The organism is Pseudomonas sp. PARCl1, assembly GCF_947311875.1.
Lineage (GTDB): Bacteria > Pseudomonadota > Gammaproteobacteria > Pseudomonadales > Pseudomonadaceae > Aquipseudomonas > Aquipseudomonas juntendi.
Window position 1 is genome coordinate 24,199 of sequence record NZ_CAMZMX010000048.1, and the last position, 15,444, is coordinate 39,642.

The following is a 15,444-nucleotide window of genomic DNA, read 5'->3' on the forward strand; positions in this document are numbered from 1 at the left end:
GATTCGCCATGCCCGTTGATAATCAAGATATTGCCCAGGTCGCAGCTGAACTGGGTGCGAAATTCGAAGAGTTCCAGCAGAAGAACAACCAGCGCCTGGACGGCATCACGCAGGAAAAGAGCAAGCTGGCCGAGTCCGTTGACAAGATCAACGGCACCCTGTCCGAACTGGACGGCCTCAAGGGTCAGCTGGAGGCCATTCTGGCCAAGCAAAACCGCCCTGGTGGCGGTGGCGGCGGTGGTTCACCGCAGGATGTGGACGAGCACAAGAGCGCGTTCGGTGCGTTCATCCGCAAAGGCAATGATGACGGCCTGCGCGACTTGGAGCGCAAAGCTCTCAATACCCAGACCCCGGAAGATGGCGGCTATGCCGTGCCTGAGGAACTGGACCGCACCATTGGTGAGCTGGCCCGCGATGCGGTGGTGATGCGCCAGGAGTGCAAGGTGATCACCATGGGCGGCACTGGCTACCGCAAGCTGGTGAATGTCGGCGGCGCCACCTCCGGCTGGGTCGGCGAAACTGAAGAGCGGCCATCCACCGGCACCCCCAAGCTGCAACCTGTGGCCCCGATCTTTGGGGAAATCTACGCCAACCCGCAGGCCACCCAAGGCATGCTGGATGACGCGTTCTTCAACGTGGAAACCTGGCTGGGTGAGGAGGTCAACACCGAGTTCTCCGAACAGGAAGAAGCCGCGTTCAGTTACGGTAACGGCGACAAGAAGCCCAAGGGCCTGTTCGCCTACGCCACCGAGGCGAAAAAGGACAAGGACCGTACCTTCGGCAAGCTGGAGCACATTCTGGCCGACGCCGCGACCCTGAGCCCCGACGACCTGGTGCGCATGGTGCACGGCCTGCGCAAGCCGTACCGCTCCGGTGCCAAGTGGATGATGAACAACCTGTCGCTGATGGCCTGCCGCCTGCTGCGTGACGAGCAGGGCAACTACCTGTGGCGCCCGGGTCTGGAACAGGACGTTTCGTCGGTGCTGCTGGGCTACGGCGTGGCCGAGAACGAGGAAATGCCGGATATCGTCGGCAACGCCCAGGCCATTTCCTTCGGCAACTTCAAGCGGGCGTACACCATCATCGACCTGATCGGCACCCGCGTGCTGCGCGACCCGTACACCAACAAGCCGTATGTGGGCTTCTACACCACCAAGCGCGTGGGCAGCATGCTGGAGAACCACCAGGCGGTGAAGATGCTGCAGATGCGCGCTGCCGGCTAATAACCCGACTCAGGAGGCGGCCCGCGTAAGCGGGTTTTTTTGTGCATGGAAAAAGTGTTTTGGACCCCAAAACAGCTGCGTATCCAAGCGCGCCTTGAGCCGGATGATGACTCACTGGATGACCAGCTTTCGCTGTACGCACGGGCTGCCGTGCGTTCAGTGGAGCATGGCACCAAGCGCGTGCTGTACCCGCCTGACCAGCCGTTGCCGGACGATGCGCCGGCAAACGCCCTGCAGGCGAATGAGGATATCCAGCTGGCCATCCTGATGATGGTCGCCCACTGGTTCGACAACCCGGGGGCGGTCAACATCGGCAACATCACCAGCGAAATCCCGTTGGGCTATCGCCACCTCACTGACCCGCATCGCTGGTACAGCGTATGAGCCTCAACGAGCGGGTCAGGCTGTCCAGGTATGAGGAAAGCAAAGGCCTCACCGGCCAAGTCAAAAAGGCCTGGGTACAGTTCGCTACGCCGTGGGCCGAGGCCGTTGCGGTCAGCGGCCGCCAGTACCTGCAGGCCGATGCGGAGCGCTCCGAGGTCACCATGCAGTTCATCGTGCGCAGTGCCCCGCACCTGCGGGCCGGGCTGCGCGTTACGCGTAACGACGGTCAGGCCTACGACGTAGTGGTACCACTACCGGACCGGCCACGCCGTGGTTACACCACCCTCATGACCACCACGGCGAAGACCTGATGCACGCATCCATCGACTTCACCGGCCTGGAAGGGCTGGCCGACGACTTCCTGCGCCTGGAAAAGGCGCTGCAGAACAAGGTCAGCCGGCAGGCCGTCGCGGCCGGCGCGCGGGTGGCCCGGGACAAGGTGCGTGCCTCGGCCCCGTTCCGTACCGGACGCCTCAAGCGCGGCATTGTTTCCAGTGTGGCCCGACGTTCCGAAACGCCCGGCGAGGTAGTGGCCGGCGTGCGGGTAGCGGCACCGCGCAAGGACAAGGAAGCCCCGTTCTATTGGCCATTCCTGGAGCATGGCACCGTCAACATGGCCGCGCAGCCGTTCATTCGGCCGACCTGGGATAACGCGCTGCCGCAGATCGAGGGCGCCGTTATCAGCAAGCTGGCCGAAGGCATCGACAAGGCCATCACTGGGATCAACTGATCATGATCGAAATTCACCTCAACACCCGGCTTGCGCCGCTGGTGGACGGTCGCCTGTACCCGGGCGTTGCCCCGGAAGGCGCCGCCAAGCCTTACCTGGTTTACACCGTCGTCAGCCAGCCCCAGAGCTTCACCCTGTCCGGCCCTGATGGCGGCGGCGATGCCAACGTGCAGGTGACGTGCTGGTCGGACGACCACGTAGAGGCCCTGCAGACCGCCCAGGCGCTGCTGGAAGAGGCCACCCGCAGTGGCGCCGAGGGCTTCGGCTGTGCCGGCGCCCAGCGCGTCCCTGACGACCACGACGCCGGCCTGTATGGGATCGGCTGGGAATTCACCCTTACACCCCTGGAGTAACGCCACATGGCTGGTAAAAAATCGAAAAGCCAAACAGCGCTGGAGCTGAAACTGGGCATGACCAAGGTGGAGGCCACCGATCCGACGGCATCCGGCTTGGAGTACGTCGAACTCGGAGCGACCATCAAGGACATCGACCTGCAAGGCGGTCAGGCCGACGAAAACGAAACCACCACCTTTGCCAGTGACGCCAAAGAGTACGAAGGCGGTTTGTCTGACGGCGCGACCGTCTCGTTCGCGGGTAACTGGGCACAGGGTGCCGAGTCCCACGAAGAGATGATGAAGGCCGAAGACGACAAGAAAAACCGCGCCTGGCGCATCCAGCACCGTGATGGCAGCACCGGCCGTTTCATCGGCTTCGTCAAGCAGTACACCTACAAGGCCGCCGCCGGCGGCACCCTGGCGGCCACGTTCTCGGTGCGCGTGTCCGGCAAAGTGAAATGGGACGCGGCGCCGGCCGGGGGTGGTGCATGAACTGGCTGAACAAGCTGTTTCGCCGCAACAGCCTGGCTGATGCCGTGCGTGCCTCGGCCGTCAGCCTGGAGCGCAACCTGCGCAGCGAGCTGGTCCCGGTGGCCGAGTGGGGCCAGTCGGTCTATCTGCGCGGCCTGACCCTCAGTGAGTGGTCGGAGTACAGCCGCATGACCCAGGCGCTTTCGCCAGTACCGCTGGAAGAGGGCGCCGAGCTGCCGCCGGCCGATCCGCTGGACGAGCCGTGGAAGCCCTACGGCGCCCGGGCGCTGTATGCCTACCTGCTGGTGACCACCCTGCGCGATGCCAAGCGTGTACCGGTGTTCGCCCCGGCCGGCAGCGCCCAGCGTGCCCAGGACATTGCCGAGGTCGCGCAGAACTTCACCCATGTGCATGACGCACTGGTCGCCCGCATTTTCGCCCTGAGCGGCGTCAAGGTCGGCACCGAAGAGGAGCCCAGCGACCCGGTAGCCGACGCGGGAAACGCCTGACGGCGGAGCCTGGCCTGGCGTTCAAGATGGCGCTCGCCCTGCGCTTGGGGCGCACCCTGAGCGAGCTGGACGACATGCCGGCCGAGGAATATTTCCTCTGGCGCGCCTTCGACATGCAATCCCCCCTGAGTGACGCCCGTGGCGATGTGCTGGCCGCGATGATGGCGGCTGCGCCGCTGCAGGCGGCGGGGATGAAAGTGAGCGCCGTGGACATGTTGCCGCCGTGGAGCCAGCGACCGGAGCAGGAAGACGACGAGCCGGAAGAGTCGGCCGCCGACACCTTCTTCGCCTACCTGAAAGGCCGTGCTGCTATTGATCGCAGCAACGAGCCAGACAGCCCGCGTGACAGTAACGACAGCCCGCCTTGAGCGGGCTTTTTTTTGAGGGCTGCACATGGCAGGGCAAACCTTACGGTCCCTGGTGGTCAGCGTATCGGCCGAGACGAGCGCCTATCAGCGCGAAATGTCGCGGGCGAGCCGGATGGGTCAGGGCTACCTGCGCACCATCGCCCAGGGCAACCGCGAAGCAGCGGCCGGGTGGCGTTCCCAGCAGGCCGCGATTGACGCGCAGAACGGCGCCCTGCAGGGCCTGACGGCCACGGCTGGGGACTACTTTCGCACCATGGCCGGCGCGCTGGCCGCCGGCAGCATCATCGCCATGGCCGACGACTGGAACTCGGTGAATGCGCGGCTCAAGCTGGCCTCGGCCAGTCAGGCCGACTTTCTCGACAACCAGAAAGCCATTTTCGAAATCTCGCAGAAAACCGGCACGGCGTTTGGCTCCAACGCCAACCTGTTCTCCCGCTCGGCCGCCTCGCTGCGGGAATTCGGTTACACCTCAAGCGATGCGGTGAAGTTGACCGAGGTGCTAGCTACCGGCCTGCAGGTATCCGGGGCCAGTGCCGAGGAAACCAGCTCGGTCGTGACGCAGATGTCGCAGGCGCTCGCTCAGGGCGTGCTGCGTGGCGAAGAGTTCAACGCCGTCAACGAGAGCGGCGACCGGATCATTCGCGCCCTGGCGGCCGGCATGGGCGTTCAGCGGCGTGAACTCAAGGGCATGGCCGACGATGGCAAGCTGACCATTGATAAGGTCGTGCCGGCGTTGATCAGCCAGCTGGGCGTGTTGCGCGAAGAATACAAGCAGATGCCCAACTCGGTCAGTTCGGGCTTCACCACGCTGAAAAACGCCATGCAGGCCTGGGTGGGCGGCATGGACGGGGCCACCGGCAGCACGCAAGCGCTGTCGTCGGCCCTGACCTTGGCCGGTAACAACCTGGACCTGCTGGCCGCAGGCGCTGCGGCCACCGGTGTGACCTACCTGACCAAGCGTTCGCTGGAGGCGGTTGCCGCTTTGCGTGCGCAGGTCATCGCCACCCGGGCGGCAACCTCGGCCGAGATTGGCCGTACCGCCGCGCAGATGGATTCGGCGGCCATGGCGCTGAGGGTGGCTCAGGCGGATGTGATCGCCGCGCAGCGCCGGGTGGCGTTCGCCACCAGCACCGCCGAAGCGGCGGTCGCCTCTCGGGCGCTCACAGCGGCCAAGCTGGCCGAGCTGGAGGCCACCACCGCGCTGACGGCGGCGCAGACCGCCAACGCGGCGGCCGCGTCCCTCGGCGCGCGGGCCGGCGCCGGGCTGCTGTCGCTGCTGGGGGGGCCGGTCGGCCTGGCGGCCTTGGTCGCCGGCACGGCGGCGGGCTTCCTGCTGTTCAGCTCCAACGCCGAGGCGGCCAACAGTGCCGCCGTCGACCTCAAGCGGCCGATTGCGGACTTGCGCAAGGAATGGGAGGAACTGGGCAACGCCCAGCGCCGGCCGATCCTGAGCAAGCTGATCGAAGAGCAGGAGGCAGCCAAGGCCAAAGCGGCGGAAATCGTCAAGGAAATGCAGGCGGTCGCGCAGGGGCCTTCGGGCGATTACCTGGGTGGCCAGCGTTTCGGGGCCAACCAGTACCAGCGGCAAGCCGCGTCGGCCAACTTCCGCCGCAGCATTGCCGGCGGCATCGATGTCGACGAAGCCACGCAGAACCTGGCCAGCAGCATCCAGCCGAACGAGGAAGTGCGCAGCACCCTGCAGCAGCTGGCCGGGCAGTATCAGGAAACGATTGGCCAGGTGAGTGTGCTGGGCGACCAGATCACCACGCTGAACGGCGTCATGGACGGCGCCAAGACGGCGGCCGAAGGGGTTGGCCAAGGCCTCAACAGCATCCAGCCGCCCAGTGCGACCACCATCAGCGCGTGGGAAAAGCGCATTGCCAACTACGCCGAGCAGGCGGCCAAGCTCAAAGACCCCAGCGAGCTGGGCGAGGTCAACCGGGCCATCAAGGCCGATGGCCTGGACGACACCGAGGCCGGCCGCAAGCTGGCCGAGCAGGCGCGTGCGGCGGCCAGGGAGGCCGATGCACAGGCGGCCGCGAAGAAGGCCCGCGAAGAGGGCGAACGCCTCAGCAAGCAGGCCAGCGAGGCCGCCGCGCGCCGGGCCAAGCAGCTGGACGATGCGTTCAAGCGGCAACTGGCCACCTTGAAAGAGCAGGCGGCGGTGCACGGCGCTACCACCGAGCTGGCCAAGGTGCGCTATGCCACGACGCAAGGCGAACTCAAGGGCCTCACCGACCTGCAGAAAAAGGAGCTGGAACGGGCCGCGACGGCCAAGGATGCTCTGGACGCGCAGAAGGCCTACAGGGACTTGATCGCGCAGTCAGAGTCGGCCGAGCAGAAGCTTCTGACGCAGATGCGTGAGCGGGTGCGCCTGCTCAAGGAAGCCCAGGCGGCCGGCGGGGTCAGCCCCGAGCAGTACGACAAGGCCACCGGCCAGTTCAGCAAGGCCGCCATCACCAAGGCGCCGACGTATGGCGGCCTGGATGGGGCCGTGGGCGGGCCGGCGGGCGAGCTGATGAAAGTGGCGAAAGCCCAGCAGGAGCTGGAGCAGTGGCAGGAGGCCGAGCTGGAACGGCAGAAGACGTTCCTGAATGAAAAGCTGATCAACGAACAGCAGCACGCTGACAACGTGGCGGCGATCACCCAGACCAACAACGAGCGCATGAGCACGTTGGGCAGCGCTTACAAAATGGCCACCCTGAGCATGTTTTCCAGCATGACCGGGGATGCGCTCGGCATGCTCGAGCAGTTGGGGCAGAAAGGTTCGGCCGCGTACAAGGTGATGTTCCTGGCCAACAAGGCGGCGAGCATCGCGCAGGCGATCATCTCGACCGAGGTGGCGGCCGTGCAGGCCTTGACGCTCGGCCCCGTTGCGGGGCCGCCCATGGCGGCGATGATTCGCGGACTGGGCTACGCCTCGGTGGGCATGATTGCCGCCACTGCGCTGACCGGTATGGCGCACGACGGTATCGACAACGTGCCCCGCGAAGGCACCTGGTTGCTGGATCAGGGCGAACGGGTGGTTGACCGTCGCACGAACGGTGACCTCAAGAACTTTTTGGCCACGGCCGAGGCCGGCAAGGCTGCGGCCGGCGGCGGCGGGGCGGCGCCGATTGTGTACATCACCATCGAATCCGATGGCAGTGCGCAGACACAGGCCCCGCCGGGGCTGGAGCAGTTCGGTGCCGAGCTGGGCGCATACGTCGAAAAGCTACATTACCGCCTGCTGGCCCGCGACCTGTCGGACGGCGGCACCATCCGCCGGGCGATGATCAAGCGATAGGACACCCCATGGCACTTGAGCAATTCACCTGGCAGGCCCGAAACATCGCCGTGGGCGAGGAAAACCAGCGGCTGCGGGAAAACAGCTACGGCGACGGCTACAGCCAGGTGGTGGGCGAGGGCATCAACGCGGTCACGGAAACGTGGCCGCTGACCTTCGCCGGCCGCCTGGCGTACGTGAAGCCGATTCGTGACTTCCTGCGCCGGCACCGAGGCGGCAAGGCCTTTGCCTGGACGCCGCCGGACGGGGAGCTGGGCCTGTTCCGCTACACCACCGGCATTGGCTGGGAACCTAAGGGCGGCGACTTCTACGTGCTGACCGTGACGTTCACCACCACATTCCATCCATAGGGGGCCACATGGGCTTTTCCGCTGACGTTCAGGGCCTGAACCCGGGCGACCTGATCCAACTGTTTGAAATCGACTGTACGGCCTTTGGCGGTGACGTTGAGTACTTCCACGGCACGCTGGTCAAGCACACCCCACAAGAGGTTCAGGCGGCGCTCACCGCCGGCACCGAGCTGCTGGCCAAGTCCATCTGGTGGCGGGGCGTGGAGTACAAGCCGTGGCCCGTGACCGTAACGGGGCTGGACATGTCGACCGATGGCCCTGCCGCACGGCCGACCCTCACCGTCGGCAACCTGGACGGGTCCATCAGGGCGCTGTGCCTGGCCTTCGATGACCTGGTGCAGGCACGGGTGACCATCCGCGAAACCTTCGCCCACTACCTGGATGCGCGCAACTTCCCCGCTGGCAACCCGGACGCCAACCCCGAAGAGGAACGGCTGCAGTACTGGGATATCGACGCCAAGGTCAGCGAAGACGACGAGCATGTGGTGTGGGAGCTGACTTCGCCGGCCGACTCCAACGGCCTTCAGATCCCGGCGCGGATCATCCACACCATGTGCGAATGGTCGCTGCGCAACGAGTACCGCGGCGCTGACTGCGGCTACACCGGCCCGCCGGTAACCGATGCCGACGGCAAGCCGACTGACGATCCGGCCAAGGATGTGTGCCTGGGCTGCCTGAGCGACTGCAAAGCCCGCTTTGGCGACAACAACCCGCTGCCCTTCGGGGGTTTCCCCGCTGCCGGCCTTCTGAGGAACTGAGCATGCGTAAACATATCCTCAAATCCATCCGTGCCCATGCGGCCCGGGATTATCCCCGCGAGGCCTGCGGCCTGGTGGTGCAGATCGGCCGCCGGCATGTGTACGTGCCCTGTGCCAACCTCGCCCTGGACCCCAAGGAACAGTTCCAGTTGGACCCGCAGGACTACGCCCAGGCGGAGGACCTCGGGACCATCATCGGCATCGTGCATTCGCACCCGGACGAAACCAGTCGGGCCAGCGACCACGACCGGGCGTCCTGCGAGGTCAGCGGGCTGCCCTGGCACATCCTCAGTTGGCCGGAAGGCGACCTCAACACCATCGTGCCCACCGGGGTGCCCACGCCGCTGATTGGCCGGCCATTCGTGCACGGGGTGTGGGACTGCTATGCGATTGTGCGTGACTGGCACCTGCAGGAACGCGGCATTGAGCTGCCCAACTACGAACGCACAGACGAATGGTGGACCCGGGGCGAAAACCTCTACGCCAAGAACTACGTGGCGGCCGGCTTTGAGCCGGTAACCGGCCCCCTGCAGCCCGGCGACATGATCGTCATGCAGGTGCAGGCCGCCGAACCCAACCATGCCGCGATCTACCTGGGTGACGGGCTGATGCTGCACCACCTGTATGGTCGGCTCAGTGAGCGCGCCGTCTACGGCGGCTATTGGCAAGAGCGAACCATCTTCACCCTGCGACACAAGGACATGACCCATGGCCATGGTAATCACTGAATCGGCCCGCGTGGTGCGCACGGTGCGCCTGTATGGCGTGCTGGGTGCGCGCTTCGGCCGGGAGTTTCGCCTGGCAGTGGCGTCGCCGCGTGAGGCCATGCGCGCCCTGTGCGCCCAACTGCCGGGCTTACGGCAGTTTCTGGAAACCAGCCGTGAGCGTGGCCTGACCTACGCGGTGTTTGTCGGCCGGCGCAACATGCCCGAGGCCGAATTGGACTTCGGCGCCGGCGCGGCGGATATCCGCATTGCCCCGGTCATGGCCGGCAGCAAGAAAGGCGGACTGTTCCAGGTGGTGCTCGGCGCCGTGCTGGTCGGCGTTGGCCTGATGGTGCCCGGTGGGCTGGGCATGGGTGTGATGGCCGCCGGCGCCGGCATGATGATGGGTGGTGTGGTGTCGATGCTGGCCCCGCAGGCCGAAGGGCTCAACGCCAAGGAACAGGCCGAAAACACCCCGTCCTATGCCTTTGGCGGCGCGGTCACGACCGTGGCCCAAGGTAACCCGGTCGGGCTTGGCTACGGGCGCCGTCTCATCGGCGGAGCGCTCATTTCCGGCGGTATCTACGCCGAAGACCAGATGTAACCCCGTTCTCAGACTCCCCCGAAACCGGCTCAGGCCGGTTTTTTTGTGCCCGAAGGAAAAGGTTATGGCCGATACCGAACGCAAACCCCGCCCACGCAAGCGCCAAGGCGCCGTAGCGGCGAGTTCACCGGAAACCCCTACGGTGGCCAGCAAGCCGCGCCGTTCGCGCAAGGCAGGCCCGGCCAAGGCCGTTAAGGCGACCCCGACCGACCTGCCACCCGTTGCCGGGCGCAAGGGCGGCTCCGAGAAAGTCCACACGCCGGTGGAGGCGCCGGACTCGGTGCGCTCGGTCGCCCGCGCCAAGATGCTGTTTGCTCTCGGTGAGGGAGAGTATGCCGGCAACCTGGACGGCCGCCGCATCCGCCTCGACGGTACCCCGCTGATCGGCGCCGACGGCTCGGAAAACTTCCCCGGGGTGAAATGGGAGTTCCGCCCCGGCACCCAGCATCAGGAGTACATCGCCGGCCTGCCGGCGGTGGAGAACGAAACGTCCGTAGGCGTTGAGCTGCGCAGCGATACCCCGTGGGTCAAGGACCTGACCAACCCCGAGTTGTCGGCGGCGCGGGTGCGCCTGTCCTGGCCTGCCCTGCAGGAACGCAAGGACAACGGCGATGTGGTCGGCTACCGCATCGACTACGCGATTGACCTGTCGGTCGATGGCGGCCTGTGGAAAGAGGTGTTGGCCGCCACCCTCAACGACAAGACCACCACAAAATACGAGCGCTCGCACCGTATCGACCTGCCGAAGTCGGCCACCGGCTGGAGCCTACGCGTGCGCCGGCTGACGCCGAACACCCAGACGACCAACAGCATTTCCGACACCATGCGGGTGGAGGCGATCACCGAGGTCATTGACGCCAAGCTGCGCTACCCCAACACCGCGCTGCTGTACATCGAGTTCGATGCGAGCCAGTTCCAGAGCATTCCCAAGGTGTCGTGCGAGCCGGACATGCGCGTGATCCGGGTGCCGAACAACTATGACCCGGTGGCCCGCACCTACTCGGGGATTTGGGACGGCACGTTCAAATGGGCGTGGACCGACAACCCGGCCTGGGTGCTGTACGACATCATCCTGAACAAGCGCTTTGGCATGGGCCGGCGCCTGGACATGTCGAAGGTCGACCGCTGGGAGCTGTACGAAATCGCCCGTTACTGTGACGAGCTGGTCAGCGACGGCAAGGGCGGTCAGGAGCCACGCTTTACCTGCAACGTCTACATCCAGAAGCGCGCCGACGCGTGGACGGTGCTGCGCGATATCGCCGCCATCTTCCGGGGGATCACCTACTGGAGCGGCAGCGAAATGGTGGTGCAGGCTGACAAGCCGTCGGACGTTGAATTCGTGTTCAGCCGCTCCAACGTGGTCGACGGCAAGTTCAGCTATGACGCCCAGTCCGAGCGTACCCGCTATTCCTCGGCGCTGGTGAGCTGGGACAACCCCGATAACGCCTATGAAAGCCAGCCGCAACCGGTGTCGATTCCGGCGCTGATTCGCCGCTACAACTTCAACCAGACCGAAATCACCGCCATCGGCTGCACCCGGCAGAGCGAAGCCGACCGGCGCGGCCGCTGGCTGCTGCTGACCAACAGCGTCGACCGTGGCATCAAGTTTGGTACCGGTCTGGATGGCTACCTGCCCAAGCCCGGTCGCATCATCGGCGTGGCAGATGCCCTGCTGGCCGGCCGCCAGCTGGGTGGGCGCATCAGCTCGGCCACGGCCCGGCAGATCAAGGTCGACCGCGAGGTACAGGTCAAGGCTGGTGACCGCCTGATCGTCAACTTGCCCAGTGGCAAGGCTGAGGCGCGCACGGTCAGTGCCGTGTCCGGGCGCAGCGTTACCGTAACGGCGGATTTCTCCGAAGTGCCGAAGGCGCAGGCCCAGTGGGGGTTGGAATCCGCTGACCTGGTGATCCAGCAGTACCGCGTGACCAAGGTCAGCCGCTCTGACAACGGTTTCGAAATCACCGGGGTGATGAACGACCCGGGCAAGTACGATCAGGTCGACAGCGGCAGCCGTCTGGAGCCGCAGCCGATCAGCGTCATTCCGGCGCGCACCCAGCAAGCGCCGACCGGCGTGGCGGTGAGCAGCTACACGCGCACCGAGCAAGGCTTGGCGGTGACCACGCTGCGCGCCGAGTGGCAGGCGGCGCCGGCGGCCATCGCCTACACGGCCGAATGGCGCAAGGACTCGGGCGCCTGGATTGCTGCGCCGCGCACCTCGGGCTTGGGCTTTGAGGTGCCGGGCATCTACGCCGGCCGCTACATGGTGCGAGTGCGAGCGGTGAACGCGCTGGAGGTGTCCAGCCTGCCGGCGTACAGCCCGGAAACCGTACTCAACGGCAAGGAAGGGGCGCCGCCGACGGTGGCCACCTTCACCGTGACGCCGCTGCCCTGGGGCATGGCCTTGGCCTGGACGTTCCCCGACGGCGCCGACGACACCCGTTACACCGAGATCGAGCAGAACACCGCCGCGACCGATGAGAGGGCGGCGCTGCTGGGCCTGTACCCGTACCCGCAGCGCAGTTATGAGCTGACCGGCCTGGCTGCCGGCGTGTCGAAGCACTTCCGGGCACGCCTGGTGGACACCTCGGGTAATGCCGGGCCGTGGACTGATTGGGTGCTGGGCACGTCGAGTGCTGACCCGTCCGATTACCTGCCGCTGATCACTGAGGAATTCGTCCATAGCGCGCTAGGCGAGGAAATGCTGTCCCGTATCGACAAGATCGACATGGACGGCCCGGGCTCGGTGAATGAGCGTGTTGGGGAAGTACGCAACGAGCTGAATCAGCAGGTTGGCGAGGTCAACAACGCCATTGAGACGGTCAAGTCGTCGGTGACAGATGCCCGAAGCGAGCTGCAACAGCAGCTTGCGGCAGTTGATCAGGAAGTCGATACGGCCCGGTCCGAGCTGCAGCAGCAGATCAATACCGTGTCTGCGTTGGCCGGCTCGCTGCCGTACAACAAGGACAAGGCCTATACCCTCAATCAGGGCGTATTGGGCGCCGATGGCAAGCTGTACCAAGCCCTGAAAGCGGTGCCGATGAACAACCCGCCGCCGAATGCGACCTACTGGACCGATGTTGGTCAGGCCATCGTTACGGCGGCCGGTACCGCCACGCGGGTAGGCAAGGTCGAAACGGACGTTTCCACCCTCAACGGTACAAGTACGGCGCAGGCCACTAAGATCGAGGGCCTGCAGTCTGGTTTGACCACCACCAATGGCAATGTGACGGCTGCCCAGCAGGCCGCGCAAGCCGCCGCTACGGCGGCCGGCGCCAAGGGCGAAGTGATCTACGGGTCAGCCGCGCCGGCCGCTGAAAAGCGCCTGACGCAAAACCTGTGGATCGACACCACCGGCAATGCCAACACGCCCAAGCGCTGGAATGGCAGCACCTGGGTGACAGTAACGGACAAGGTGGCCACCGACGCCGCTGCAGCTGCAGCCAATGCCCTGGCTGTCGCGCAGACCAAAGCTGATGCCCAGGCGGTGCAGAGCGTGACCACCCGGGTTACCGATGTGGAAGGCACCGTGAGCGCGCAGGGGCAGGCCATGACCGGCCTGCAGTCGAGCCTCACGACTACCAAGCAGGATGTGACGGCCGCCCAGCAGGCCGCGCAGGCAGCCGCCACGGCGGCCGGCGCCAAGGGGGAAGTGATCTATGGCAGCACCGCGCCGGCCGCTGACAAGCGCCTGACGCAAAACCTGTGGATCGACACCACCGGCAACGCCAATACGCCGAAACGCTGGAACGGCAGCACCTGGGTAGCGGTGAGCGACAAGGTGGCCACCGATGCAGCCGCTGCAGCGGCCGCCGCCAATGCGCTGGCCGCGACCAAAGCCGATGCATCGGCGGTGAACCTGCTGACCAACCGTGTCAGTAACGCCGAGGGCGTGCTCACCAGCTACAGCAGCGATATCACCCAGCTCAAGAACGGCCTGAGTGCCGCGCAGTCGTTCGTGGCCGGCAAGGCATGGGAGTTCACCGGTTCGACGCGGGGTTGGTTCGGCACCCTCAGCGGCTCGACGTTCACCGCCGGCCCGCTGTTCGCCACTTCTGGCAACTGCCCTAACCTGCAGTGCAACTTCACCCCGGCGATCGCCGGTGCCGAGAACCCTTACCTGCGCATCCGGCTGCGCCGACGCAATACCACCCGTGCCGGCGCGCAGATGTATTGGGCAAACGAGGACGGCGGGCTGGCCGAGGCGCGCCGGATGGCGTGGACGATCAACACCAGCACCACCGATTGGCAGGATATCGAGATTGACCTGTCTGGCCACGCGGGCTGGAACGGCAAGAACATTCTGGCCATTCGCCTGGACATGATGAGTGCGTCGGATACCACCGGCGAAATCGACATTGCCTATATCGCGGTAGGGCGCCGTTCGATTGCGGCGTCTGCCGAAGCGGTATCCAGCCTGAGCAGTGCCGTCAGTGACGCCGATGGCAAGCTGACCAGTCAGGGGCAGTCAATCGTCAGCTTGCAGAACGGACTGACCACGACCAATGGCAACGTAACGACCGCCCAGCAAGCGGCGCAGGCGGCTGCGACAGCGGCAGGGGCCAAAGGTGAGGTTATCTACGGATCGTCCGCACCTGCAGCGGACAAGCGCTTGGCGCAAAACCTGTGGATCGACACCACCGGCAACGCCAACACGCCCAAGCGCTGGAACGGCAGCACCTGGGTGACAGTAACGGACAAGGTGGCGACGGACGCCGCTGCGGCGGCTCAATCGGCGTTGACCGAGGTGGCCAAGAAAGCCGATGCGTCGACCGTGCAGAACCTGTCCAACACGGTCGCCCAGCATGGCCAGGACATCACCGCGCAAGGTCAGGCGATGACGGCGATTGACGCCGCTATCGCCGAGGTGGGCGGGGAAAACCTGCTGTACAACCCCACGTTCAATCGTGCCAGCGCGACCGATGCCAACGTGCCCGATGGATGGGTTTTGGAGGGGAGTGCAACCAGAAACCCAAGCATGGTTTCGTCCTGGTTGAACTCGGGGGAGAGGGCGTTTCGGGTCGCTGTCACCGGTGTCACCAATGCGAGCCCGTACCTGTCGCTGGTCACCCAGTCGACCCAGCGGCCCAAGGTCGCGAGCGGACAGAGCGTCACCACGTCGGTAAACGTTCGCCGCATGGCGGAGTCGGGTTTGCTGGCCCTGCGCATCATCTACCAGTGGATCAACGAAGCCGGCGGGGTGATTTCAGCGCCGGCCAACGGCTTTGTACCGATCACGGTGGAGGGTAGCCGGCACTCGTTCACATCCGTGGCTCCTGAGGGTGCTGTTCGCTTCAACGTCTATTTCCGTATTCACAGCCAGACGGCTGCGGCTGTGAACGGCTCTCTTGAGTTGGCCCGACCGCAAAGCGAGTACGGTTCGCGGGCAACGGGTTGGCGTGACAATGGACAGGTTACGGCGGGTGAAATCGCCGCGAACGTCTCGGCCACCAGCCTGCTGTCCGGACGGGTAGAGCAGACGGAGCAAGGCCTGGTCACCCATGGGCAATCCATCGTTACGCTGCAAGGAGGGTTAACTACCACCAATCAGGGTGTCACTGCTGCACAGCAGGCCGCTCAGGCGGCGGCGACGGCGGCCGGCGCCAAGGGTGAAGTGATCTACGGTTCGTCCGCACCTGCAGCGGACAAGCGCTTGGCGCAAAACCTGTGGATCGATACCACTGGCAATGCCAACACGCCGAAGCGCTGGAACGGCAGCACCTGG

At 65.4% G+C, this 15,444-nt stretch carries 14 protein-coding genes; all 14 read left to right on the forward strand.

The features are described from left to right. Positions 1–8: 8 nt before the first annotated feature. A complete protein-coding gene (locus QME24_RS20810; RefSeq protein ID WP_281691015.1) occupies positions 9–1,223 on the forward strand; it encodes a phage major capsid protein in 1,215 nt (404 codons plus the stop codon). A 45-nt stretch (positions 1,224–1,268) separates the two neighbouring features. Continuing rightward, positions 1,269–1,607: a head-tail connector protein gene (locus tag QME24_RS20815; protein ID WP_244734943.1), complete on the forward strand. Its 339-nt coding sequence runs from the start codon at positions 1,269–1,271 to the stop codon at positions 1,605–1,607. Continuing rightward, entirely contained in the window at positions 1,604–1,918 is a 315-nt protein-coding gene (locus QME24_RS20820) for a phage head closure protein (protein WP_281691016.1), read from the forward strand. Before QME24_RS20815 ends, QME24_RS20820 begins: the two co-directional genes overlap by 4 nt. Continuing rightward, the gene (locus tag QME24_RS20825; RefSeq protein ID WP_281691017.1) at positions 1,918–2,337 is read left to right on the forward strand and encodes an HK97-gp10 family putative phage morphogenesis protein; all 420 of its coding nucleotides are present in this window, start codon (positions 1,918–1,920) and stop codon (positions 2,335–2,337) included. Before QME24_RS20820 ends, QME24_RS20825 begins: the two co-directional genes overlap by 1 nt. Before the next feature lie 2 nt (positions 2,338–2,339). Then, complete coding sequence (locus QME24_RS20830; RefSeq protein ID WP_281691018.1) at positions 2,340–2,690, forward strand: DUF3168 domain-containing protein; 351 nt, start codon at positions 2,340–2,342, stop codon at positions 2,688–2,690. A 6-nt stretch (positions 2,691–2,696) separates the two neighbouring features. Next, complete coding sequence (locus QME24_RS20835) at positions 2,697–3,164, forward strand: phage tail tube protein (RefSeq protein ID WP_281691019.1); 468 nt, start codon at positions 2,697–2,699, stop codon at positions 3,162–3,164. Next, on the forward strand, positions 3,161–3,652 hold the full coding sequence (locus QME24_RS20840) for a hypothetical protein (protein ID WP_281691020.1): 492 nt from the start codon (positions 3,161–3,163) through the stop codon (positions 3,650–3,652). The genes QME24_RS20835 and QME24_RS20840 overlap by 4 nt, the downstream gene beginning before the upstream one ends. A 26-nt stretch (positions 3,653–3,678) precedes the next feature. Beyond that, positions 3,679–4,020 (forward strand): hypothetical protein, encoded by a 342-nt coding sequence (locus QME24_RS20845; RefSeq protein WP_281691021.1) that lies wholly within the window; start codon positions 3,679–3,681, stop codon positions 4,018–4,020. Between the two features lie 25 nt (positions 4,021–4,045). Then, complete coding sequence (locus QME24_RS20850) at positions 4,046–7,306, forward strand: tape measure protein (RefSeq protein WP_281691022.1); 3,261 nt, start codon at positions 4,046–4,048, stop codon at positions 7,304–7,306. 8 nt (positions 7,307–7,314) lie between these two features. Beyond that, positions 7,315–7,656, forward strand: a complete 342-nt coding sequence (locus tag QME24_RS20855) for a phage tail protein (protein WP_281691023.1) — start codon at positions 7,315–7,317, stop codon at positions 7,654–7,656. A gap of 8 nt (positions 7,657–7,664) precedes the next feature. After that, on the forward strand, positions 7,665–8,414 hold the full coding sequence (locus tag QME24_RS20860) for a phage minor tail protein L (protein WP_281691024.1): 750 nt from the start codon (positions 7,665–7,667) through the stop codon (positions 8,412–8,414). Between the two features lie 2 nt (positions 8,415–8,416). Continuing rightward, positions 8,417–9,142, forward strand: coding sequence for a C40 family peptidase (locus QME24_RS20865; protein ID WP_281691025.1), 726 nt, complete (start codon positions 8,417–8,419; stop codon positions 9,140–9,142). Next, positions 9,123–9,722 (forward strand): tail assembly protein, encoded by a 600-nt coding sequence (locus tag QME24_RS20870; RefSeq protein WP_281691026.1) that lies wholly within the window; start codon positions 9,123–9,125, stop codon positions 9,720–9,722. The genes QME24_RS20865 and QME24_RS20870 overlap by 20 nt, the downstream gene beginning before the upstream one ends. Positions 9,723–9,786: 64 nt before the next feature. Then, the coding region (locus QME24_RS20875; RefSeq protein ID WP_281691027.1) for a host specificity protein J at positions 9,787–15,444 on the forward strand (5,658 nt) is incomplete at its 3' end.